Source organism: Pseudomonas sp. 10C3 (genome assembly GCF_036346185.1).
Taxonomy (GTDB): Bacteria; Pseudomonadota; Gammaproteobacteria; order Pseudomonadales; family Pseudomonadaceae; genus Aquipseudomonas.
Genome location: NZ_JASJVE010000002.1, coordinates 299,235 through 321,978, shown reverse-complemented (window position 1 = coordinate 321,978; position 22,744 = coordinate 299,235). Strand labels below are relative to the sequence as shown.

Below are 22,744 nucleotides of genomic sequence, written 5' to 3'. Positions count from 1 at the left end.
AGAAGCGGTATTCGGATAGCGCGATTGCGGCGGTTATTCACCGCAATCGCTGATACTGCAAATACTGATCAGAAGTCGTCGTCTTTATCGAAGCGCCGCGCTTCTCGCTGCAGCTGGTAAACGAATCGCTCAACCTGGCGCTGTACCAGGCCGCTCATGTTGTGGAAGCGCACACCGGCGAACGTGATGTTGATTCTTTCTTCGAAATGCAGGTAACGCAACTCGACAGGCGTGCTCATGTTGCCAAAAGGCAGGCCTGCAACAAAGCGTTCGTACACTTGGCCCAGTTGCAGTTGCTCGGAAATATCACCTTCAAACCGCAATTTGCAGCCCGTGGCAGAGATATCCAGGAGCTTGCCGTTCAGCGCCGACTTGATTTTGTCGCCATTGATTTCAACGTTGACCAGTTGAGCCAATTTCAGTGCTGCGCGAAAGGCGTTGCGGCGCTGGTGATAAACCACTTCTGTCGGCATGGAGCCACGATAGCAGCGATGACCGTCATGATCGTCAATGGTCAGCGTCTCTTCGCATTCCCACGCAATCCGAACACCGTCATGAAAGCCTTCGATGCGAAACGGTTCGCCGCTGGTCAAGAAACGCTCGCCGTCGCGAGGGATCATTTCGTCGAGGGCAATCCCATTGCCGTCGCGATTGACCTCGATCAGGTAGCTTTGAAAGCGCTGACTGCGCTCATGAAAGGTAATGATCAGGGGGTCATGGCTGTCTAGCAGTAACCGCAGATTTGCGGCAATTTCCAAAGGTGTGGTGAGTACCTTTGGTGGCTGCGGATCATCTTCCGCGCTTAAGGCATTGAACACGGTTCATCCATCTCCAGGCAAAATACGACAGCACGTAATCGAGGGGCATTTTGCCAGCATGTTGGGTGCCTTGATACAGTAAAATTACGCTTGGCTCAGCGGGCGTGGCTTATGGACGCTGGATGTCGACCCACGGCTGTCATATAACATTGGCGTTTCACCGCCGGTAATAATTCTCATCTGATGGGCCGTGGAGGCCTGCTGAAGCTTGATCGAGTGACCATTGAGCTCGTTGCTGGCCCGACAGTCGCTCATCAGGGCGCTGAGTACGTCACCTTGGCTGAGCAACTCTTCACCGATCGATGAATGACTCGCCAGTTCCTCAAGGCCTTGACGATCGGGCCTCAGATTCAGGCTGGCAAGAATCTGGCTGCGTTTGCGGCCATGCTGCTCAAGCATGATTACCAGCGACTGTTTCTGCGCAAGAATATTTTCGAGTAAGAACATATCCCGACCATGCAGCGCCAAGGATTCGGCTTGCAATAGTTCCAACAGCTGTTGGGCCGGTGCAATATCGTCGGTAATCAGTTGCAATAGAGTCGTATCGTGCATTGCATGCTCTGGGTTTTAGGCGTCCAAAAGCCCTGGCGCAGGCCTTCGGCTAGCGCTGGGCTTCGAAATTAAGCAGCTTGCTGGCTACGCGACCGCTGTCGACCGTATAGCTGCCATCGGCAACGGCCTGTTTCAACTCGGCCACACGGGCACTGTTGACAACGGGCTGACCGCGCAGCTTGTCGCTAATAGTCTGCAACTGTTGAGCCTCGTTACTAAGATGCACGGCTTCCCCACTCGACGTGGTGACCGCTTCGGTGGTGGCTTTCGCGCTGGCGGAGGTTGCGGCATTGCCGGTCTCCTTGACATTGCCGGTACGCGAACTCGTCGACACGGAGGGGGAGCTGTTTAAACGACTAAAGTCGATGACCATGGTTGAGAACCTCTAGGTGTTTGGACGCTTGCCATGTTTTCGGCCAAACACAAGAAAACTTTAGGTGCGTTATTGAAGTCGATAAAAACGCTCACTGACACAGACTGTCAGTCTAGGAAACTCCGCGCCATCCCGCCAGCGATCACAAGGTCACTTCAACTTGCCCTGGTGCTGTTACACGCGCTTTGATCACCCGTTTCGAGTTCAGGTTCCGTACCCTGATCTGTTCACCCAGGCCTCCATCGGACAATGCCTCGCCAGGCATGCGGACCAGCAGTGTACCGCTCTTGGCAATGATCACAACTTGATCGCCCTTGCGTATCACTTCTGCCTGTTCCATCTGCAGCGGGGTAATGATCTGCCCATTGACCATTTGTCGGGTCATTTTCTGCCCGATCGCCTCGTCAAGCGACGTGATATATCCCTGAGGCATCTGGCTGATATCGCGCTCGCTCAGGGATACGTCGTCTTCGCCTATGATGCCGCCACGCTTGAGCGGGCGTTTGACGATCACGACTTGACGAAATAAATGTACCTGGGCCGGTACGTATACCGTCCAGGGTAATGATCCTTCGCAACGAACCTTGACGGTCACACGTCCTAGAGGCTGAGCAGGACTTTCGAGGCTCGCTGTCAATTCCTTGTCGCACTGTGTCAGTGTCATGCGCGGATCGAGCTGGTTGACCTGAATTTGGTAGCGGCCTTCGGTTTGGGTCGTTGCCAGATAATCCTCTATGGAGAATTCAAGAAACCCTTGGGTCACGCCGATAAGTTGATCAGAAAGGCTCAAAGGCTCGCTCTGTGCGAATTGGCCGCCACTAAAAAGCCACAAAACGGCCACAGTGCAGCGTAAGCTGCCGTAGCCAGATGCCATGCGTCGGAAAAATGTCGTTTTTGCATTCATAACAGTTAAAAAGCAAGGCCCGTGCCGCTTAGTCATTTTGGCAATTATGGGTTCGAAGCTTTGATTCAGGAGTAAGGGCATGGCTGGAGTAATGGATTCGGTGAACCAGCGCACGCAGCTGGTGGGGCAGAACCGTCTTGAGTTGTTGTTGTTCCGTCTCAACGGCCAGCAGCTCTACGGGATTAATGTGTTCAAGGTCAGGGAGGTGCTGCAATGCCCTAAACTGACCGTGATGCCCAAGTCCAACCCAGTGGTGCGTGGCGTTGCAAATATTCGTGGGGCGACCATTCCGATCATCGATCTGGGGATGGCAACAGGCGCGAAGGCATTGGAGCGGGGTGTGAATGACACCTTCGTTATCATTACCGAGTACAACACCAAAATTCAGGGTTTTCTGGTGCATTCGGTGGAGCGCATCGTCAACATGAACTGGGAGGAGATCCATCCGCCGCCCAAGGGAACGGGACGCGATCATTATCTGACCGCAGTGACCCGAGTCGATAACCAGTTGGTCGAAATCATTGATGTGGAGAAAATCCTCGCGGAAGTAGCGCCGACTTCGGAAAGTATTTCGGTCGGTGTTGTCGATGAAGAAACACAGGCCAAAGCGCTGACCCTTCGAGTGCTGACCGTCGACGATTCGTCGGTTGCGCGTAAGCAGGTGACACGCTGTCTGCAGACAGTCGGGGTCGAGGTGGTAGCCTTGAATGACGGTCGTCAGGCGCTGGATTACCTGCTACGCATGGTCGAAGAGGGCAAGAAGCCTGAAGAGGAATTTTTGATGATGATTTCAGACATCGAAATGCCCGAGATGGATGGGTATACCTTGACTTCGGCAATCCGCAACGATCCGCGCATGCAAAAAATACACATCATCCTGCATACTTCCTTGTCGGGAGTGTTCAACCAGGCGATGGTCAAGAAAGTCGGTGCCGATGATTTTCTTGCCAAGTTCCGGCCTGATGAGCTTGCCGCTCGGGTAGTTGATCGGATCAACGCGGTGAAATAATCGCCAAAGGGCGCCGCCCTTTGGCTGGACGCAAGATTGTAAGAGGCGGTTTCTTTGTCTACAGGTAATTTGGATTTCGAACAGTTCCGGGTCTTCCTGGAAAAAGCCTGTGGCATTTTGCTCGGAGAGAATAAACAGTATCTGGTCTCAAGCCGTCTCAACAAACTCATGGACCAGCAAGGCATCAAGTCGCTGGGGGAGTTGATTCAGCGAATCCAGGCTCAGCCTCGCAGTGGTCTGCGCGAGCAGGTCGTGGATGCAATGACCACCAACGAAACGCTCTGGTTTCGCGACACCTATCCGTTCGAAGTCATGAAGAACAAAGTGCTTCCAGAGGCGATCAAGGCCAGCCCGAACCAGCGCCTGCGTATCTGGTCGGCGGCGTGTTCTTCAGGCCAGGAACCGTACTCGTTATCGATGACGATCGACGAGTTCGAGCGTAGCAACCTCGGTCAGCTAAAACAGGGCGTGCAGATCATCGCTACCGATCTTTCGGGGTTGATGTTGAACAACTGCAAGACGGGCGAATACGACAGTCTGGCGTTGGGTCGAGGGCTATCCCAAGAGCGTCTGCAGCGTTTTTTCGATCCCAAAGAAGCGGGGCGTTGGGCAATCAAGGCGCCCATCAAGAGCCGGGTCGAGTTTCGCTCTTTCAACCTGCTCGACAGTTATGCAAGCCTGGGGAAATTCGACATCGTTTTTTGCCGCAACGTGCTGATCTATTTCTCGGCGGAGGTGAAGAAGGACATTCTGTTGCGTATCCACAGTACGCTTAAGCCCGGTGGCTACCTGTTTCTCGGGGCATCGGAAGCGCTGAATGGTTTGCCTGAGCATTATCAGATGGTTCAGTGCAGTCCTGGGATCATTTACCAGGCGAAGTGATCGCTGCGCTAAAAAAGAGACCTTAGGGTCTCTTTTTTTACATCAGCTAAACCGTTGCGGCTCTTCTGGGAGGAAGCGGCAATGGCAAGAAAACGGCGCTGTGCTTGCCGCTTTATCCCTTTATAGCGGAAATGCCTTGCCGCTTTTCTGTCGTTGCCGCCCCAGAATAGCTCGCAAACCCTTGATTTATGGCGCTGGCGAAGCTGGCACGCTGATTGCTTTGTGACTGATACGAAATTCAGGTCAGCCGCTAAAGGTTTCCCGACATGAGCATCAGCTTCGATAAAGCGCTAGGCATCCATGAGCAAACCCTTGGCTTTCGCGCTCAGCGTGCAGAGGTCTTGGCCAACAACATCGCCAACGCCGACACGCCGAACTATAAGGCGCGAGATCTTGAGTTCTCGGCCGTGCTCGCAGCGCAAAGCGATAAAACCAAGAATGGCGCGTTTGGCCTTAAAACGACCAACAGTCGGCACATCGACGCCGAGGGTCTGAGCGGTGGCGACGGCGCGCTGCTGTATCGCACACCTAGCCAACCTTCGCTTGACCAGAATACCGTCGATACGCAGGTTGAACAGGCCAGCTACGCACAGAACGCCGTAGGCTTCCAGGCCAGTTTCACCCTGCTCAACAGCAAATTCAAAGGGCTGGTGTCAGCCCTTCGTGGAGAGTAATTCATGTCCCTTGCAAGTGTTTTTAACATTGCCGGCAGTGGCATGAGTGCTCAGACCACGCGCCTGAACACCGTGGCCAGTAACATTGCCAACGCCGAAACAGTCTCGTCGAGCATGGATCAAACCTACCGCACCCGTCACCCCGTGTTTGCGACCGTGCTTCAGGGGCAGGGCAGCGGCGACAGTGGTTCGCTGTTCGGCAGTCAGGACGAAGCGGGTCAGGGTGTTCAGGTCAGCGGGATCATCGAAGATCCGAGCAACCTCGAGGCACGTTATGAGCCAACGCATCCGTCGGCTGACAAGAACGGTTATGTCTACTACCCCAACGTCAATGTTGTTTCGGAGATGGCCGACATGATCTCGGCCAGCCGCTCGTTTCAGACCAATGCGGACATTATGAATACCGCCAAAACCATGATGCAGAAGGTCCTGACCCTGGGTCAGTGATAAGAGGCGCAGTCGATGACAACTACTAGCAGCGTCGGTCAGTCGGTTCTGGATCAGCTTCAGAAAACGGCAAGCTCAAGCAACACAGGCACCACCAACAAAACGGGGACTGCCTCACTGGGCAAAGATGCATTCCTGCAACTGCTGGTTACGCAGATGAAGAACCAAGACCCTCTCAGTCCGCAGGACAACACGCAGTTCGTTTCTCAGTTGGCTCAGTTCAGCAGCCTTGAGAGCATGCAGAACCTGAGCAGTACGGTTGATACGATTGCCAGTACTTATCAGTCGTCCCAAGCCTTGCAGGCGTCCTCTCTGGTTGGGCGTTCGGTGATCGTCAGCAGCGGTTCGGCAGTGGTCGATACCACGAAGGGCCTGACCGGTTCAGTGGTCGTCCCGGCGTCGAACTCGTCGACCACGGTCAAAATCTCCGACGCGAGTGGGAACCTGGTCGACACCATCGATCTTGGTGCGCAGGCGGCGGGTACTACCAGCTTTACCTGGAACGGTCAGAACAGCGATGGCACGACTGCGGCGTCAGGTACTTACAGCGTCGTCGCCACAGGTACTGCCAATGGTACGGCTACTGCCTTGAGCACCTATCTGCCAGCCACCGTCAACAGTGTGACGATGGGTGTCAGTGGTGCGGAAATGACGCTCAACCTGGCAGGCGGCAGCAGTGTTGGTTTGTCCAAAGTGCAAACAATCGGAATATAGAGCCGACTAGACGGCAAAGGAGTTGAGCATGTCATTCAATATCGGCCTCAGTGGGCTCTATGCGGCAAACAAAAGTCTCGACGTTACCGGCAACAACATTGCCAACGTTGCGACCACGGGTTTTAAATCGTCCCGTACCGAGTTCCAGGACCAGTACGCTGCTTCGATTCGCGGTACTTCCGGTGGTACCACTGCGGGTAGCGGTGTCACCACGGCCGCCGTGTCCCAGCAATTCACGCAAGGTACTTTGACCACCGGCACCGGCCGCAGCCTTGATTTGGCTATTAACGGCAACGGCTTCTTCATGGTCAGCAATCACGGCGAAAAACTCTATACCCGTGCCGGTGCGTTCTACCCGGACAAGAGTGGTAATGTCGTCGACGCTTCCGGCAACAAGCTGCAGGGCTACGGTGTTAATGCGGCAGGCAATGTCGTGAACGGTGTATTGACCGATCTTAAAATCGACTCGTCGAATCTGGCACCTAGCCCGACAGGTACCGTCACCATTGCGTCCAATCTGAATTCTTCATCGAAACTTCCGACTGTCACGCCGTTCGACCCAAATGACGTGAACAGCTACACCAACACGTTCAGTACGCCGCTCTACGACAGTCAGGGCAACGAGCACTCCATGAGTCAGTACTTCGCCAAGACGGGTACCAATGCCTGGACGATGTACACGCTGGTCGACGGTCGCAATGCATCGAGCCCGGCGACCACGCCGGTAGTGGCTGACTCGATGAACCTGACCTTCAAATCTGACGGCTCGCTGGATACTACTGCGCTGGCTACAACGGGTAACCTGGCTGTCAATGCTGACGGCACTTTTACCCTGAACAACTGGGTGCCGGCTGCGCAAGTGGGTACCACAGGCGTCTGGGCAGGCAACGGCGCTTCGGCCAAGACTGGCGGTGTCAAGCTGGACATGCTCGCGACCACTCAGACCAACTCGGTCTCGGGCGCGATCACCAAGACTCAGGACGGCTATGCAACCGGTCAGTTGTCGGCCATGTCGGTAGACCCTACCGGCAACCTGTTCGCCACCTACACCAACGGTCAGTCCAAGGTCATTGGACAAGTGTCGTTGACCAACTTCGCCAACGTTCAGGGTTTGTCTCCGGCAGGCGGTACTAGCTGGCGTGAAACCTATGCGTCTGGGGTTCCGGTCACGGGAGTGCCGGAGTCAGGCACACTTGGCAGTCTCACGGGTGAAGCGCTGGAAGACTCTAACGTCAATCTGACCAGTGAATTGGTCGACTTGATCAAGGCGCAAAGCAACTATCAGGCAAACGCGAAAACCATTTCGACTCAAAGCACCATCATGCAGACCATCATCCAGATGGCGTGATAAATATGCAGTGATGCAGTGTCGAACGAAGCCCCTTCTTGAAGGGGCTTTTTGTTGGGCGCGATTTGGTATTTCTGTCATTGGTTATCCAGAAGATATAGAAGTTTGCCGTCACGCCTTGAGCGCGATTCAAGTAGATAGTTGCGCCAAGGTTAAGAAGTAAAAGTTATAGCTGATTCCTACTGCATATGTAGAAAATTCCTACTTTCGATAATGCGAGAATAAAAACGCAGAAAGAAACGGGTGGTACTGAAGTTTAAGTATTGCAAAGTTTTACTGCGAAAAAATGCATTAACGAGAGCGTCGTTCAATACGGCACAGGAGTGTTTATGTCATTCAATGTTTCCCTGAGTGGGCTGCACGCTGCCCATAAAAGACTTGAGGTCGCCGGCAACAACATCGCTAACGTTGGGACTCATGGTTTCAAATCATCCCGTGCGGAATTTGCGGCACTGTATTTGAGCGCGCAACTGGGTAATGGTCACAACGCAGTCGGTGACGGTGTTCGTCTGGCTAATGTCTCGCAAAATTTCAGTCAGGGTGGTGTTGATGCCAGTTCGGGCGGGGTTCTGGACATGCGTATACAGGGTAAAGGCTTTTTCGTGGTAAGCGATAACGGAGCGCTGAGCTATACCCGCGCTGGCGCGTTCAAAATGGACAAGAACGATTATATCGTTGATAACGAAGGCAACCGCTTGCAAGGCTATGGTGTAAACGCTAAAGGTGATGCCGTTAATGGGGGGCGGACCGACCTGAAGATCGATACCTCTAATATGGTGCCCAAGGCCACCACTGAAGTTCTCGAAACAATGAACTTGGACTCATCTCAATCCGCACTCTCGGCACTTCCGGTTTTTAATCCGGATGATCCAGGTACCTATTCGAAAGTGATCAGCAGAATGGTTAAGGATAAAGGGGTAGACGCGGTTGCGGAGGTCAGGGTCAAGGATGCGCAGGGGAATGAGACAGTGCTTATTCAGGCCCGGCCAGCCATTCCTCCAGTGGAGCATGAACTTAAGCAATACTTCGTTAAAACCGATGCGGATCAATGGGCTATGTACACGCTAATAGATGGGCGTAATCCGGTGGATCACACAGCGACCACACCGCTGAAGGTAATGATTACAAAAAAACCGGATGGCAGCCTGTCATCGGCGGGCGAGGGTGAGCATATCAAAAAAACATCCGACACAGAGTTCACCCTGAACGGCTGGAAGCCCGCTCAGCAACTCAATGGTATTTGGGCTGCCAGTCCAGCCTCTAACGACGGATCGATTGTGCTTTCGTTAGACGACGGTGCAATCAATGGAATTGACGAGGGCGACGTCGTGATGGCGCGGCGTGTTCCAATGTTCGACCCTAACGATGTCACGACGTTTAACAAGTCGTTTGCGACCTCGGTTTACGACAGCCTGGGTAACAAGCATGAGATGACTCAATACTTCGTCAAGGATGATACGAACAGCTGGAAAATGCATGTTCTCGTCAACGGTCGAAACCCGGCGAACCCGGAGAAAGCCGATCCAGTCTCGGCACAGATAATCTTCGATTCCTACGGGTCGGTTCAGTCAATGACCGGCAGTCAAGGTCTTGCGGTGGCAAACCGGACATTGACCCTTGAGGGGTGGGTGCCTGCCAAGGTGATTGATGGGGGAACCCGTAACGAAAAATGGGTATCCAACGGTGCCCGGAGCAGTTCGGGTGGCATTGCCATTGACTTGAACAGACTCAGCCAGCATAACGCAGAGTCTGCGCGCGTTTCAGCTCAGCAGGACGGGCATGCTGCAGGCAATATCAACAACATCAGCATCGATATGAATGGCGTTCTGAGTGCGGGCTTCACGAACGGGCTGCATAAGAAAATCGGCCAGGTCACGCTCGCCAGCTTTGCCAATGAGCAAGGTTTGCAGCCGGACAGTCACACCCACTGGCGGGAAACGAACGCCTCAGGCATTGCTAATCTCGATGCGCCCAAAGCTGGTACGTTGGGCAGCATTGTCTCGGGTGCGCTTGAGGGCTCCAACGTCGAATTGACCAACGAGCTTGTGGAACTGATCCAGGCGCAGGTTGCCTATCAGGCCAATTCAAAAGCCTTGTCTACAGAAGCGACGCTGATGCAAACGCTGATTCAGGCGACATGATTCCAGGCATGTCTGCTAGCGCGGTGTCCCTTGGTGCCTTTAGCCAGGGCGTCCTGGGTATCGGCAACTCGCATCTCTGTAGGGGCCGCCAATCAGCTTGAATGCCGATTTGGGATTGACCCACTGCTTGCAAATAATCCGTGTCGCGCCTTGCCATTTGTACCAGGGCGCGGTGGCGGCTTGGGCCTGGATCGGGATGAGGATCAGGCTGGTCACAAGTAAAAGAATCAAGCGGGTTTGAAGGGGCATATAAACCTCGTTGGGTACCAATCAAATGGTATCGCGACGAACACATTTTTTATCCCGCTTTTGTTGTTTTCTCCCTCGGTGAGGGTTTTCTGACGGCAATATCCCCATCATTTGGCCAAATGCGGCAGTCCGCCGCCGCGTATGCCCGAGCGGCGCTCTCTGTTTTCGAGTTTTCCCCCGTTAACGCTGGAAAATCAAGATGTTGTGTGGTGAAAGATTAGTTGGTTCGAATATTGCTACAACGTTTTTAGAACAGCTACAGGCGGCAAACGTCTGTCAGGGGAGGAAAGACTGTGGACAAGTTGCTTTACGTGGCAATGAGCGGTGCGTCCGAGAACGCTATCGCACAGAAGGCTCATGCGAACAACCTGGCGAACGTCTCGACCAACGGTTTTCAGCGTGACCTTGAACAGGCGCGCTCAATCCCCGTGTTTGGGGAGGTCATGCCTTCGCGTGCCTATGCCATGAGTGAGCGTCCGGGGACTGATTTTTCGGGCGGTGCCATGGTCGACACGGGGCGGGATCTGGATGTTGCCGTGAAAGGGGATGGCTGGATCGCTGTACAGACCGCAGACGGTGGTGAGGCTTACACGCGCTCCGCCAGTCTGAATGTCGATGCTCTTGGTATTTTGCGGGCTGGCAATGGTTTGCCGGTCATGGGCAATGGTGGGCCGATTGCCGTGCCACCCCAGCAACAAATTGAGGTCGGTGCCGATGGCACCATCAGCGTTCGTTCAATGGGTGAAGGTCCAAAGGTGATGGCGCAGGTGGACCGAATCAAACTGGTTAAGCCTGACATGAAAAACATGGAGAAAGGTGCCGATGGCCTGATCCACACCAAGGACGGCAAGGCTGCCGGTGCTGACGGCACCGTCCAGGTCGAGTCGGGATTTCTGCAAGCGAGCAACGTCAATGCCGTTGAGGAAATGACATCGGTGCTGACGCTGTCCCGTCAATTTGAATTACACATCAAAATGATGAAGACCGCTGAAACAAACGACGAGTCGATGGCTCGGGTCTTGCAGATTAGCTAAACATTGACAGCTTGCGCCGATAATCAGGCGCTCGAGGAGAGAAAGAATGCTTCCGGCACTTTATGTAAGCAAGACCGGTCTGGCCGCTCAGGACATAAACCTGACGACGATCTCCAACAACCTGGCGAACGTATCGACCACAGGTTTCAAGCGTGATCGTGCCGAGTTCCAGGACTTGCTCTATCAGATCAAACGTCAACCAGGCGCTCAGTCGACCCAGGACAGCGAACTGCCATCTGGTCTGCAGTTGGGTACCGGTGTGCGTATTGTCGGGACGCAGAAAAACTTTTCGGCTGGTAGCTTGCAAACGACTGATCAGCCGCTCGATCTGGCAGTTAATGGTCGCGGCTTTTTCCAGATCATGCAGCCCGATGGCACGGTGGCCTACAGCCGTGATGGTACGTTCCACCTGAACAGCAACGGCCAGATCGTGACCGCCAATGGTTACGCCCTGGAGCCAGCGATTGTCGTCCCGGCCCAGGCCCAGACGTTCACCGTGGGCCAGGACGGCACGGTGTCTGTGACCCTGGCAGGCGCCAATGCCACCTCCCAGGTGATTGGTAACTTGCAAACCGCTGACTTCGTCAACCCGTCAGGTCTGCAATCAGTGGGTAGCAACCTGTTCCTGGAAACGGCTTCAAGCGGCGCTCCACAGGTGGGTACGCCGGGGCTGAACGGTTTTGGTACGACACAGCAGAACACCCTGGAAGCCTCCAACGTGAGCACCGTCGAGGAAATGGTCAACATGATCACCACTCAGCGCGCTTACGAGATGAACTCCAAAGTGATCTCCACCGCTGACCAGATGCTGCAGTACGTGACGCAAAATCTGTAAGGCTCTGATAGGCCTGTTCGACCTGTCGATACACCTGATCAATTGGACGGGGTGCCCGGTCGGCACCTGCTACACCGCGAGGTTTTAAGTGTCATGAAACGGCTTCTTGTTCTGCGGCTTTCCGCGCTGATCGCTTCGCTCTGCGGAATCGCTCTTCTGGCGGGCTGCGTCGCGCCCGTGGCCAAGCCCAATGACCCTTATTACGCGCCGGTGTTGCCGCGCACGCCGCTGGCTGCTGCCGCGAACAACGGTTCGATTTATCAGGCTGGGTTTGAGCAAAACCTGTATGACGATCGCAAGGCTTATCGGGTCGGCGACATCATCACCATCACGCTTTCCGAGAAAACTGCAGCGAGCAAGGCGGCCAGTTCCGGTCTGACCAAAAACAGCACTAACAGCATTGGTCTGACGTCGTTGTTCGGTGGCGGGATGACCACCAATAACCCGATGGGCAGCGGCGATCTGAGCATCAACGCTGGCTATAACGGCGCACGCACCACCAAGGGTGATGGCAAGGCAGCCCAAAGCAATAGCCTGACCGGTTCGGTGACGGTGACGGTGGCTGACGTCCTGCCCAACGGTATCCTCGCGGTTCGCGGCGAGAAATGGTTGACCCTTAACACGGGGGATGAACTGGTGCGCATCGCTGGCTTGATTCGTGCTGACGATATCGCCACCGATAACACGGTGTCGTCGACTCGAGTGGCCGATGCACGCATTACATATTCGGGTACCGGTTCGTTCGCCGATACCAGTCAACCGGGGTGGTTCGATCGGTTCTTCCTCAGCCCGTTGTTCCCTTTCTGATCGCGGGATAGACATGCATACGTTCAAGCAACTGATGGCTGCGGTACTGCTGTTATCCACGACACTCGGTGTTCATGCCGAGCGTTTGAAGGACATTGCCAGCATTTCCGGCGTTCGGACCAACCAATTGATTGGCTACGGCCTGGTGGTCGGTCTCAACGGTACCGGCGACCAGACCACGCAGACCCCGTTCACGCTGCAGACGTTCAACAACATGCTGGCCCAGTTCGGTATCAAGGTGCCGAGTGGCTCGGGCACCGTACAGCTGAAAAACGTCGCAGCAGTGGCGATATATGCTGATCTGCCGCCATTCGCCAAGCCAGGTCAGATGGTCGACATCACCGTATCGTCCATCGGTAACTCGAAAAGCTTGCGCGGCGGCAGCCTGTTGATGACCCCCATGAAAGGTATCGATGGCAACGTCTACGCTATCGCCCAAGGCAATTTGGTGGTCGGCGGTTTCGACGCCGAGGGCCGCGACGGCTCGAAGATTACGGTCAATGTTCCTTCGTCCGGGCGTATTCCGGGCGGTGCTTCAGTCGAGCGTTCGGTGCCGAGTGGATTCAACCAGGGCAACAGCCTGACCTTGAACCTCAACCGATCCGACTTCACTACTGCCAAGCGCGTAGTCGACAAAATCAACGACATGCTCGGCCCTGGCGTGGCTAAAGCGCTGGATGGTGGATCGGTGCGGGTGACTGCGCCACTGGATCCGAGTCAGCGGGTCGACTACTTGTCGATTCTCGAGAACCTGGAGATTGATCCGGGTCAGGCAGCGGCCAAGGTCATCATCAACTCGCGTACTGGCACCATCGTGATTGGCCAGAACGTCAAGGTTTCACCGGCAGCCGTGACTCACGGCAGCCTGACCGTGACTATCACCGAAGACCCGATTGTCAGCCAGCCGGGTGCGTTGTCTGGCGGGCAAACGGCTGTGGTCCCGCGTTCGCGGATCAACGCGGCGCAAGAGCTGCACCCGATGTTCAAGTTCGGCCCAGGCACCACGCTGGATGAGATCGTGCGAGCGGTCAATCAGGTCGGCGCAGCGCCAGGTGACTTGATGGCGATTCTCGAAGCCCTGAAGCAGGCCGGCGCGCTGCAAGCCGACCTGATCGTCATCTGAGGAGCTGAGTATGGACATGCCGAAAAGCGGAGTGTCGTCAGCTAGCGACTCAGGCGTTTATACCGACCTGAATCGTCTGAACGCCCTGAAAACGGGGGACAAGAATAGCGACACGAACCTGAAAAAGGTTGCCCAGGAGTTCGAGTCGTTGTTCGTCAGTCAGATGCTCAAGTCCATGCGCTCGGCCAACGAGGTGATGGCCAAGGACAACCCGATGAATACGGCGGCTACTCGGCATTACCAGGACATGTATGACCAGCAGTTGTCAGTGAGCTTGTCCAAGCAGGGTCGCGGTATCGGCTTGCAGGATGTGTTGATGCGACAGCTGTCTAAAACCAAGGGCGCTCATCCCTCTGAACCTGCGGCTGGCAATCTGACAGCTACTACGTCGCTCAACAGGAGCCCGGCTTCGACGGGGTCGGATCAGAACAGTACCGCCTTGGCGACCAATATCGCTCAGCGACCGCTGTGGGCCACGCGGTCGGTTGCGGTGGATCGGTCGCATGCGGCGACTGCCGCTGCTGCTTCGGTCAGCGGTGTCGAGCGCAATGATATGGCAAAGCTCAACCAGCGCCGACTGTCGTTGCCAAGCAAGCTCGCTGACCGTTTACTCGCTGGCATTGTCCCGGCCACCACGGCTGCAAGCGAAAGCAGTGTGAAAAATCGAATTACGGCACCGGGTGCTGCTGGCGACAGCGCTACATTCGCCGGGAACGGCGATTGGACTCAGGACCCGAACCTTTCCCTGGCGGCCCGCGCGCAGGGTCGCACAATAGCTCAGCCACCGCTGGCGCCGGGGGGTAAAGCGTTCAGTAACGCTGACGACTTTGTTGCGACCATGTTGCCGCTGGCCAAGGATGCTGCTGCTCGCATTGGTGTCGACCCAACTGTGTTGGTGGCTCAGGCGGCCCTGGAAACCGGTTGGGGCAAATCGGTCATGCGTCAGCAGGACGGCAGCAGCAGTCACAACCTGTTTGGCATCAAAGCGCAAGGTAACTGGCAGGGCCCGGAAGCGCGGGCCATCACCAGTGAGTTTCGTGATGGGAAGATGGTCAAGGAGACGGCGGACTTCCGTTCTTACGACTCCTACTCCGACAGCTTCCATGACTTGGTCACCCTGCTGCAGAGCAACAATCGCTATCAAGGTGTGCTGAAGTCTGCCGATAACCCGGAACAGTTTGTGAAAGAGCTGCAAAAGGCCGGTTACGCCACGGACCCGGACTACGCCAGCAAGATTTCGCAAATTGCCAAGCAGATGAAGAGCTACCAAAACTACGCGGTAGTGAGCTCTTCCACGACTTTATAAGGCTTGAATCATGTCACTGATTTCAATTGGGCTCTCAGGGCTGACTGCTAGTAGTGCGGCGATCAACACGATCGGTAACAACACTGCCAACGTCGATACCGCAGGTTATTCTCGTCAGCAGACGATGACCGTTGCTTCGGCCTCGCAGAACGTCGGTGTTGGTTTTATCGGTACCGGGACGACGCTGTCCGATGTGCGCCGCATCTACAACAGTTACCTCGACAGCCAGTTGCAATCCAGTACCGCGCTCAACTCAGACGCTACGGCTTTCCTGGGGCAGGCCAGTTCGACTGATACGTTGCTGTCTGACAGTAGCACCGGGATCTCGACCGTGCTGTCCACTTTTTTCACTCAGTTGCAGGGCGTCTCGACGACCGCAACCGACTCCAGTGCACGAGCACAGTTTTTAACTACAGCCACCGCGCTCAGTGCCCGGTTCAATTCGATTTCTACGCAATTGGCCGCACAAAACTCATCGATCAATAGCCAGCTGACCAGTCTGGCGGGTCAGGTCAATACGCTTTCGTCGTCGATTGCGCACTTGAACCAGCAGATCACTCAGGCCTCAGCCAGCGGGGCAACACCCAATAGCCTGCTTGATGCTCGCAACGAGTCAGTACGTCAGCTGAACGTGCTGGTTGGCGCGAAAGTGGTGAGTAATAACGGCAGTTACGATGTGTACATCGGTACTGGCCAGTCGCTGGTCAGTGGCACGACCGCCAATACCTTGTCTGCAGGGCCCGGCACGAGCGACGCTACGCAATACACGTTGAAAGTGAACTACTCACAGACCAGTTCTGACGTGACGTCGGTCGTGACCGGCGGCACCATCGGTGGTCTGCTGCGTTACCGTAGCGATGTGCTGACACCGGCGGCCAACGAGTTGGGGCGTGTGGCGTTGGTCGTTTCAGACCAGGTCAACAGTCAGCTGAACCAGGGTATCGACAGCAACGGCGAGTTTGGTTCCAATCTGTTCAACAGCATCAATGGTGCTGATCAGATCAATCAGCGCAGCCTTGCCTCGTCAGGCAACAGCGCCGGGTCGGGCAACCTCGACGTGACCATTGCCAATACTGGCAAACTGACGGCGAACGACTACCAAGTCACCTTCACCAGCAGCACCGGCTACAACGTCAAGCGCCTGCCTGATGGTTCAAGTGTGGGGTCCTATGACCTCAGCACTACTCCGCCTCCGGTCATCGACGGCTTTTCGCTGTCGCTCAATGGCGGTGGCGTGAGCGCGGGTGATAGCTTCAAACTCACCCCGACTCGTAATGCGGCGGCAGGTATCGCGACCGTGATGAGTGATGCCAAGACCATTGCCGCTGCTGCGCCGCTGACCGCGACAGCCAGCGCCAGCAATATGGGTTCAGGCACGATCACCCAGCCCGTGCTGACAACCAGTCTGGATATCTACAATTCAACCACCAGCTCGGACCTGCGCACGGCCTTGAAGGATTCGACGCCGGTCAAACTGGTTTTCGGGGCAGTCAGCGGCGGCGCTCAAAGCTATCGGTTACTCGACGCCAAGGGGCAGCCGGTGCTTGATGCCTCGGGCACTGCCGTTACTGGCTCCATCGTGCCTGGACAGAGTAATACGCTGAGTTTGTCAGTGGGGTATACCGATTCCTCCGGCGCAGCTCAGGCCTACAAATTCGAGATGACAGTGGCGGGCTCGCCGAGCTCGAACGATGCTTATAGCATCAGCCTTACAGGTGCTGGTTCTGCGGATAACCGCAACGCCCTGGCAGCGTTAGCGTTGCAGACCAAGCAGACGGTGGATGTTTCTTCAGCCAATAACGGAATGAGCCTGTCCGGGGCCTATGGCAAGCTCATTGAGAATGTGGGGGCGCAAGCCAGTCAGGCCAAAAGCGATAGCTCTGCGACCACGGCAATCCTGACTCAGGCCAAAAGCGCACGAGATGGAGTTTCTGGGGTGAACCTTGATGAGGAGGCTGCCAACCTGGTCAAGTATCAGCAGTACTACACCGCCTCTTCGCAGATTATCAAAGCTGCGCAGACCATTTTCAGCACGCTGATCAACAGTCTTTAAGGAGTCGTAATCCATGCGTATTTCCACTGCCCAGTTTTACGAAGCCAGCGCTACGAACTACCAGCGTACTTACAACAACGTGATCACGACCGGTAATGAGGTTTCCAGTCAGGTCAAGCTCAATACCGCTGGCGATGATCCTGTCGGTGCGGCACGTGTGCTTCAGCTCGCGCAGCAAAGCTCGATGCTCGACCAGTACAAGACCAACATTAGCACCGTAAATTCCAATATGACCCAGGCCGAAACGGCGCTGAGCAGCATCACTGATGCGTTGCAGACTGCCAAGGAATTGGTGATCAAGGCGGGTAACGGGACGTTTACAGATGCCGACCGTAAAGCCAACGCTGCTGAACTGACTCAGCTCAAGGCTCAGATAGTGGGGTTGATGGGCAGTCAGGACGCCAACGGCCAGTATTTGTTCTCCGGCTCCAAGTCCACGACGCCACCGTATGCGTTGAACAGTGACGGTACCTACAGCTATAGCGGTGATCAGACCTCGGTAAACCTGGCCATCGGCGACGGGCTCTCTATGGCGAGCAATACCACGGGCTGGGATGCTTTCGAGCAGGCGATCAATACCACGCGCACGTCGAGCAGTCTGACGTCGCCTGCTGTGAACGATGGCAAGGTTGCTTTGTCGGGTGGCATTGTGGGGTCCAATACAACCTACAATTCCAAGTTTGTGGGTGGTCAGCCCTACACCGTGTCGTTTCTCAGTAGCTCGCAGCTGAAAATCATTGATGGAGCAGGCAATGATGTGACGACTGAAGCCAGTCAGGCGGGTGCATTCAGTTCGGCCAATGCTTCGGATCAGACTGTCAGTTTTCGCGGCGTCAATTTGAATTTGAACATCAACCTGACGGATGCTGAACGGGCAACCACCGCCACCGCAGATGCTGCTGTTGCGGGGCACAGCTTCCAGTTGGCTTCTACGCCGAGCAGTATCAGTACGTCGCGTAGCGCTGGTAATCCTTCTGCCGCAACAATTACTGCTGCATCAGTGGGTACTACAGCCTCGGACATGACTGCGTATAACAACAGTTTTCCAGCGGGCGGGGCGATTCTCAAGTTCAGCAGCGCTACTAACTATGATCTCTATGCATCACCCATTACCGCCAGCAGTACGCCGGTTTCCAGCGGTAGTTTGAGCGGCTCTACTGCAAATGCGTCCGGCGTCAACTTCACGCTGAGTGGCACGCCAGCGGCAGGCGATCAATTCGTGGTCCAGGCCAATACCCATCAGACTCAGAATATTCTGAACACGCTGACGTCAGTGATTACCGCGCTGAACACGCCAGCCGACGGCAACCCGGCTGCCATGCAGAAATTGAGCGGTGCACTGGATTCTGCGTTGGGCAACCTGACCAGTGGCACCGAGCAGATAAGTACTGCGATTAGCTCCGGTGGCGCGCGTCAAAACGCGGCGACTAGTCAAGGCGTCACGAATGACAGCCTGCAGGCATCCAATTCCACGAATCAGTCGGCGATCACTGCTTCCGACCCGGTAGACGCTATCGCCCGTCTGACGATGCAGAAAACCATGTTGCAGGCTTTGCAATTGGTCTTTACCCAGGTCTCCCAATTGAACCTGTTCAGCAAAATTTAAACGTCTGCCCGGAAGGTAGCGAATCCGTCGCTACAACCACCGAGCGATAACCGTTCTTTAGCGGTTCATGGGGCTCACTCGACTGAGTGGGCGCCCGCCGCTCGTGAGTCTGCGCCGTGAATCCAGTTCCTCTCGTCAGTATTGTCATCCCTGCTTTCAACCCGCGTTTTTTTAAAAAAGCATTAGTCAGCGCTTTGAACCAAAGCTACGGCAACCTGGAAATCATTGTCTGTGACGACAGCTGCGGTGATGAGATCGAGGGTATCGTCGAGTCATTGGAGGGAAGCCCTACCGTCTCTTTGCGCTACGTGCGAAATCCGCAGCATTTGGGGTTTGTCGGCAACCTACAGGCTGGCGTGGGAGAGGCGCGCGGCGAGTTCATCAAGTTTCTGTGTGACGATGATCAGCTGTTTCCAGCGAGCATTGAACGTCAGGCGCAAGTGTTCATCGAACACGCGGATGTCAACTTGGTGTTGGCCCAGCGGTTGTTCTGGGATGCCGACGATATTCAACTGCCTCCACGCCTGGAGAACTCACCGCTGGCGCCCACCGATGGGTTGTTCAAGGGGGAGGATTTACTGTCGATTTTCGAGACATTCCCCCTCAACTTTCTGGGTGGCTTCAGCAGTGCCCTTCTGCGTCGTCTTGATGTTTTGGAGTTTTTGCCGGCCTTGACTCAGTCCGGCCATGGTTTTGCCGCTATGCTCGATTTCGCGTTGTACATTTGCCTGTTGCGTCGCGGAAACATGGTTTCGCTGAACCTGATTTTGAGTGTCGAGCGCCTATACCCGGGCCGTCTGAGTCGGCAGCAGCCGATGAGAGATGCGGCTGCGACCGAAATGCAGTGGCTGGTACAAATGCTTGAGGCGCGTAGCGGTGAGCCAGCACCGGCCAAGGGTTGGGTTCGTTATGTGCCGTTGAAGCAAGCGGGCGACTTGTCGCGAGACTGGGAAGAATTGGCGCTGAACCGGATGTTGGGCAGCAAACAATCCACCTTGTCGTGGAAGGTGGGCGTCGCCAGCGAGAGCTTTGCCGAGCTTTACGCGCAATGGCTGGTGTGCCGTACGCTTTCTGAACCACAGCGCAAATTACTGCCGGACACCCTTGCCGCCTGGCCGCAGCAGCCGAAAATTGTTGCGGTTGTTATCGATGAGCAGGCCAGCAGTGCCGGCCTTGACGTCACCCTGGAGAGCCTTGCCGGGCAGCTCTATCCTCCGGAGCAGGTGTTGGTGTTGTCCAGCGCTCGTACTGAGGCCTCGCTTGATGAGCGGGTCTTCAGTTTGCCACTGCAGGACAACTGGCAGCAGCAACTCAATGAGCTCCTGCCGCAACTCGAAGGCGCGCACTGGTTCTATTTGCTGCGTGCCGGGGATCGTCTGGTAGAGCCGGCGTTGCTGGTGCTGGCCGAACGCATTGCCATGTCCCCAGGCGCGCTGTGCGTCTATAGCGACGAGGGTGCCTTGCGTGAGGGCGAGTCAGCCGAGCCGGTGTTCAAACCTGATTTCAACCTGGACTTGCTGCGCAGCTACCCCTACGTGGGGCGGAATTTAGCCTTCCAGCGCCAGCGCTTTCTCGAGTTGGGTGGCTTCAATCCGCTCTATGGCGAACTTGGTGTACACGATCTGCTCTGGCGTCTGATTGAGAATGACGGTACTCAGGCCATAGAGCATATCGCCGAAATTATGCTGGAATCGCCGTTCGCCCTTTCCCAGTGGCTGTCTTTGCCTGAAGTGGTCGAGCAAAACCCTCTGGTGCTGGCGGCGCATCTGCAGCGTATGGGCATTGCTCACGAAGTTCGGCCTGGCAGTCTGCCATTGCTCAATCGGGTCGATTACCTTCACGCCAGACGGCCGCTGGTGTCGATCATCATCTCTAGCAAGGATCAGCTGGCGGTGCTGCAGCGCTGTGTGGAAAGTCTGCTGGAAAAAACGGCCTACAGCGAATACGAGCTGTTGATCGTTGATAATGCCAGTGACGGTGCCGAGGCCCGCGCCTGGCTGGCTAGCATGGCGCAGTTGGGCAGCGACAGGTTGCGTGTCTTGGACTATCCGCTGGAGGCCAACGTAGCGGCGATCCGTAACTTTGCAGCGCAGCAGGCACGCGGTGAATACCTGCTGATGCTCAGCCCTTATGCGGTGATCACTAATGCGGACTGGCTGGATGCTTTGCTCAACCATGCGCAGCGTCCGGAAGTCGGGGTGGTGGGTGCCAAGCTATTCAATCCTGATGGCTGTGTGGTGCATGCGGGTCTGATTCTCGGCCTTCAAGGTCCGGCCGGGGTCCCGTTCTTCGGGGAGCCCCTGCATGCTGCTGGCTACATGCAACGCTTGCAAGTCGCTCACGATTTGAGCGCTGTCGATGGCGATTGTCTGATGGTGCGTAAGCAGGTATTCGACGCCGTGGGCGGGCTGGATGAGGTGAGCTTCGCGCAAACTTTCAGTGCGGTGGATCTGTGCTTGCGGGTGCGCCAAAAGGACTATTTAGTCGTTTGGACGCCCCATGCCCAGCTGGCGTTGGGCGCGCGTCCTGTTGCGGCGGGGGATGTCACTATCGAGGAGCGACGGGCCAAGGAACAGGAGAAGTTCTACCTGCGCTGGCTACCGATTATTGCCAAGGATCCGGCGTATAACCCGAACCTGGCCCTCAATAATTCAAGCTTTAGCCTGGAGCCCGGTTTGAATACGGGGTGGAACCCTTTTTCCAATCGCCAGTTACCCAATGTCCTTGCCTTGCCAATCAATGCTTCGGCAATTGGGCATTATCGTGTGACCCAGCCACTTATCGAGTTGCAGGCGGCGGGCAGGGCGGTCGGGCGGATCAGCTATGACATGCCATCAATCGTAGAGGTAGAACGCCAGTCGCCTGACGTTATCATTTTGCAAGGGCGCTACAGCGAAGGGCCGATCAGCGAAATCATCAGCCTTAAAACTTACTCCCGTGCGCTACGTATTTTCGAACTGGATGACTATGTCATCAGCGTTCCGCATAAAAATTCGCACATTCGTAATATGCCTGGCGGTGCGGATATGGAGCGTCTGGTTCGGCGCGGTATCGGCCTGTGTGATCGGGTCGTGGTCTCGACCCAGCCTCTGGCCAATGCCCTGTCGGACATGCACCACGACATTCGGGTCGTGCCGAATATGCTGGCGCCGGATTTGTGGGCCGGGTTGTCCAGCCAGCGCCGGACGTCAAAAAAACCTCGGGTAGGCTGGGGGGGTGGCACCAGTCACTCGGGGGATCTGGAGATCATTGCCGAGGTTGTTCGCGAGCTGGCCAATGAAGTGGATTGGGTGTTTTTCGGTATGTGCCCGGAAGCGTTGCGGCCTTATCTGCACGAATTCCATGGGGTGATCGATATGCGTGTCTACCCGGCCAAGCTGGCCAGCCTGAATCTGGACCTGGCCCTGGCGCCTCTGGAATTCCATATTTTCAACGACTGCAAAAGCAACCTGCGCTTGCTGGAGTATGGCGCTTGCGGTTATCCGGTGGTGTGCACCGACACCGCCGCCTATCGAGGTTACCTGCCGTGTACTCGGGTCATCGGCAACAGCACAGAGGAATGGCTGCAGGCCATTCGCATGCACCTGGCCGACCCTGATGCCAGCTACCGTATGGGTGATGAGCTGCGTGAGACGGTACTGCGCGATTACATGCTGCGCGGGGACAACTTGCGGTATTGGGAAAATGGTTGGTTGGCGGATTAAACTCCAGGGATTTAAGTGCTGTTTTGAGTCAGTAAACTGCCAGCTCGGGCAATCCGAGCTGGCGCGTTTCCTGCAGGTCCCCCGTATATCGTCATAAAACATGCATTTCCGGCGTTGCCAGAAGAGCCATGAGCGGCGTTGAAGGTTTTATACAGAAGGCCTGCA

General features: G+C 55.7%; 20 protein-coding genes. 15 read left to right on the top strand and 5 right to left on the bottom strand.

The features are described from left to right. Nucleotides 1-68 precede the first annotated feature (68 nt). The 4 genes from QN399_RS03305 to flgA form a co-directional block, all read right to left on the bottom strand. Nucleotides 69-818, bottom strand: coding sequence for a flagellar regulator YcgR PilZN domain-containing protein (locus tag QN399_RS03305; RefSeq protein ID WP_322180116.1), 750 nt, complete (start codon nucleotides 816-818; stop codon nucleotides 69-71). Nucleotides 819-902: 84 nt separating this feature from the next. Next, on the bottom strand, nucleotides 903-1,370 hold the full coding sequence (locus QN399_RS03300) for a flagellar protein FlgN (protein WP_322180114.1): 468 nt from the start codon (nucleotides 1,368-1,370) through the stop codon (nucleotides 903-905). 49 nt (nucleotides 1,371-1,419) lie between these two features. After that, nucleotides 1,420-1,743 carry a flagellar biosynthesis anti-sigma factor FlgM gene (gene flgM, locus QN399_RS03295; protein WP_322180112.1) on the bottom strand — a complete coding sequence of 108 codons (324 nt, stop codon included), beginning with the start codon at nucleotides 1,741-1,743 and terminating at the stop codon, nucleotides 1,420-1,422. A 142-nt stretch (nucleotides 1,744-1,885) separates the two neighbouring features. After that, on the bottom strand, nucleotides 1,886-2,647 hold the full coding sequence (gene flgA / locus QN399_RS03290; RefSeq protein WP_330200561.1) for a flagellar basal body P-ring formation chaperone FlgA: 762 nt from the start codon (nucleotides 2,645-2,647) through the stop codon (nucleotides 1,886-1,888). A gap of 79 nt (nucleotides 2,648-2,726) precedes the next feature. Between flgA and QN399_RS03285 the strand changes: the two genes are divergently transcribed. The 7 genes from QN399_RS03285 to QN399_RS03255 all read left to right on the top strand — a co-directional run bounded on the left by QN399_RS03285 (nucleotide 2,727) and on the right by QN399_RS03255 (nucleotide 9,862). Beyond that, a complete protein-coding gene (locus tag QN399_RS03285) occupies nucleotides 2,727-3,656 on the top strand; it encodes a chemotaxis protein CheV (protein ID WP_322180110.1) in 930 nt (309 codons plus the stop codon). A gap of 54 nt (nucleotides 3,657-3,710) precedes the next feature. Then, on the top strand, nucleotides 3,711-4,538 hold the full coding sequence (cheR, locus tag QN399_RS03280) for a protein-glutamate O-methyltransferase CheR (RefSeq protein ID WP_322180108.1): 828 nt from the start codon (nucleotides 3,711-3,713) through the stop codon (nucleotides 4,536-4,538). A 266-nt stretch (nucleotides 4,539-4,804) separates the two neighbouring features. Beyond that, a complete protein-coding gene (flgB, locus tag QN399_RS03275) occupies nucleotides 4,805-5,212 on the top strand; it encodes a flagellar basal body rod protein FlgB (protein ID WP_330200548.1) in 408 nt (135 codons plus the stop codon). 3 nt (nucleotides 5,213-5,215) lie between these two features. Next, nucleotides 5,216-5,659, top strand: a complete 444-nt coding sequence (gene flgC / locus QN399_RS03270) for a flagellar basal body rod protein FlgC (RefSeq protein ID WP_322180104.1) — start codon at nucleotides 5,216-5,218, stop codon at nucleotides 5,657-5,659. A gap of 15 nt (nucleotides 5,660-5,674) precedes the next feature. After that, the gene (locus tag QN399_RS03265; protein WP_322180102.1) at nucleotides 5,675-6,373 is read left to right on the top strand and encodes a flagellar hook assembly protein FlgD; all 699 of its coding nucleotides are present in this window, start codon (nucleotides 5,675-5,677) and stop codon (nucleotides 6,371-6,373) included. 28 nt (nucleotides 6,374-6,401) lie between these two features. Next, a complete protein-coding gene (gene flgE / locus QN399_RS03260) occupies nucleotides 6,402-7,721 on the top strand; it encodes a flagellar hook protein FlgE (RefSeq protein ID WP_322180100.1) in 1,320 nt (439 codons plus the stop codon). Nucleotides 7,722-8,050: 329 nt separating this feature from the next. Beyond that, the gene (locus QN399_RS03255; protein WP_330200547.1) at nucleotides 8,051-9,862 is read left to right on the top strand and encodes a flagellar hook-basal body complex protein; all 1,812 of its coding nucleotides are present in this window, start codon (nucleotides 8,051-8,053) and stop codon (nucleotides 9,860-9,862) included. 39 nt (nucleotides 9,863-9,901) lie between these two features. On the opposite strand, the gene QN399_RS03250 is transcribed toward QN399_RS03255, so the two are convergent. Further along, entirely contained in the window at nucleotides 9,902-10,111 is a 210-nt protein-coding gene (locus tag QN399_RS03250) for a hypothetical protein (RefSeq protein WP_322180098.1), read from the bottom strand. A gap of 293 nt (nucleotides 10,112-10,404) precedes the next feature. On the opposite strand from QN399_RS03250, the gene QN399_RS03245 reads away from it, so the two are divergent. From QN399_RS03245 to QN399_RS03210, 8 genes are all read left to right on the top strand, one after another. Then, nucleotides 10,405-11,145 (top strand): flagellar basal body rod protein FlgF, encoded by a 741-nt coding sequence (locus QN399_RS03245; protein WP_322180096.1) that lies wholly within the window; start codon nucleotides 10,405-10,407, stop codon nucleotides 11,143-11,145. Nucleotides 11,146-11,191: 46 nt separating this feature from the next. Then, nucleotides 11,192-11,980 carry a flagellar basal-body rod protein FlgG gene (gene flgG / locus QN399_RS03240; RefSeq protein ID WP_219060413.1) on the top strand — a complete coding sequence of 263 codons (789 nt, stop codon included), beginning with the start codon at nucleotides 11,192-11,194 and terminating at the stop codon, nucleotides 11,978-11,980. Nucleotides 11,981-12,073: 93 nt separating this feature from the next. Further along, nucleotides 12,074-12,787: a flagellar basal body L-ring protein FlgH gene (gene flgH / locus QN399_RS03235; RefSeq protein WP_322180094.1), complete on the top strand. Its 714-nt coding sequence runs from the start codon at nucleotides 12,074-12,076 to the stop codon at nucleotides 12,785-12,787. Between the two features lie 34 nt (nucleotides 12,788-12,821). Further along, complete coding sequence (locus tag QN399_RS03230) at nucleotides 12,822-13,910, top strand: flagellar basal body P-ring protein FlgI (RefSeq protein WP_257604263.1); 1,089 nt, start codon at nucleotides 12,822-12,824, stop codon at nucleotides 13,908-13,910. A gap of 10 nt (nucleotides 13,911-13,920) precedes the next feature. After that, the gene (gene flgJ / locus QN399_RS03225; protein ID WP_330200546.1) at nucleotides 13,921-15,216 is read left to right on the top strand and encodes a flagellar assembly peptidoglycan hydrolase FlgJ; all 1,296 of its coding nucleotides are present in this window, start codon (nucleotides 13,921-13,923) and stop codon (nucleotides 15,214-15,216) included. Between the two features lie 10 nt (nucleotides 15,217-15,226). Further along, nucleotides 15,227-17,269 (top strand): flagellar hook-associated protein FlgK, encoded by a 2,043-nt coding sequence (flgK, locus tag QN399_RS03220; RefSeq protein WP_322215444.1) that lies wholly within the window; start codon nucleotides 15,227-15,229, stop codon nucleotides 17,267-17,269. Between the two features lie 13 nt (nucleotides 17,270-17,282). Continuing rightward, the gene (locus QN399_RS03215; RefSeq protein WP_322215447.1) at nucleotides 17,283-18,875 is read left to right on the top strand and encodes a flagellar hook-associated protein 3; all 1,593 of its coding nucleotides are present in this window, start codon (nucleotides 17,283-17,285) and stop codon (nucleotides 18,873-18,875) included. 116 nt (nucleotides 18,876-18,991) lie between these two features. Beyond that, nucleotides 18,992-22,579: a glycosyltransferase gene (locus QN399_RS03210; protein ID WP_330200545.1), complete on the top strand. Its 3,588-nt coding sequence runs from the start codon at nucleotides 18,992-18,994 to the stop codon at nucleotides 22,577-22,579. The last annotated feature ends 165 nt before the right edge of the window (nucleotides 22,580-22,744 follow it).

What these genes read in the sequence shown, in the direction of transcription:
- QN399_RS03230 (WP_257604263.1), top strand. Translation starts at nt 12,822, where the DNA reads ATGGCTGCGGTACTGCTGTTATCCACGACACTCGGTGTTCATGCCGAG.
- QN399_RS03265 (WP_322180102.1), top strand. Translation starts at nt 5,675, where the DNA reads ATGACAACTACTAGCAGCGTCGGTCAGTCGGTTCTGGATCAGCTTCAG.
- QN399_RS03250 (WP_322180098.1), bottom strand. Translation starts at nt 10,111, where the DNA reads ATGCCCCTTCAAACCCGCTTGATTCTTTTACTTGTGACCAGCCTGATC.
- flgE (WP_322180100.1), top strand. Translation starts at nt 6,402, where the DNA reads ATGTCATTCAATATCGGCCTCAGTGGGCTCTATGCGGCAAACAAAAGT.
- QN399_RS03255 (WP_330200547.1), top strand. Translation starts at nt 8,051, where the DNA reads ATGTCATTCAATGTTTCCCTGAGTGGGCTGCACGCTGCCCATAAAAGA.
- flgG (WP_219060413.1), top strand. Translation starts at nt 11,192, where the DNA reads ATGCTTCCGGCACTTTATGTAAGCAAGACCGGTCTGGCCGCTCAGGAC.
- QN399_RS03215 (WP_322215447.1), top strand. Translation starts at nt 17,283, where the DNA reads ATGCGTATTTCCACTGCCCAGTTTTACGAAGCCAGCGCTACGAACTAC.
- flgB (WP_330200548.1), top strand. Translation starts at nt 4,805, where the DNA reads ATGAGCATCAGCTTCGATAAAGCGCTAGGCATCCATGAGCAAACCCTT.
- QN399_RS03300 (WP_322180114.1), bottom strand. Translation starts at nt 1,370, where the DNA reads ATGCACGATACGACTCTATTGCAACTGATTACCGACGATATTGCACCG.
- flgJ (WP_330200546.1), top strand. Translation starts at nt 13,921, where the DNA reads ATGGACATGCCGAAAAGCGGAGTGTCGTCAGCTAGCGACTCAGGCGTT.
- flgH (WP_322180094.1), top strand. Translation starts at nt 12,074, where the DNA reads ATGAAACGGCTTCTTGTTCTGCGGCTTTCCGCGCTGATCGCTTCGCTC.
- flgC (WP_322180104.1), top strand. Translation starts at nt 5,216, where the DNA reads ATGTCCCTTGCAAGTGTTTTTAACATTGCCGGCAGTGGCATGAGTGCT.
- flgM (WP_322180112.1), bottom strand. Translation starts at nt 1,743, where the DNA reads ATGGTCATCGACTTTAGTCGTTTAAACAGCTCCCCCTCCGTGTCGACG.
- flgA (WP_330200561.1), bottom strand. Translation starts at nt 2,647, where the DNA reads ATGAATGCAAAAACGACATTTTTCCGACGCATGGCATCTGGCTACGGC.
- flgK (WP_322215444.1), top strand. Translation starts at nt 15,227, where the DNA reads ATGTCACTGATTTCAATTGGGCTCTCAGGGCTGACTGCTAGTAGTGCG.
- QN399_RS03285 (WP_322180110.1), top strand. Translation starts at nt 2,727, where the DNA reads ATGGCTGGAGTAATGGATTCGGTGAACCAGCGCACGCAGCTGGTGGGG.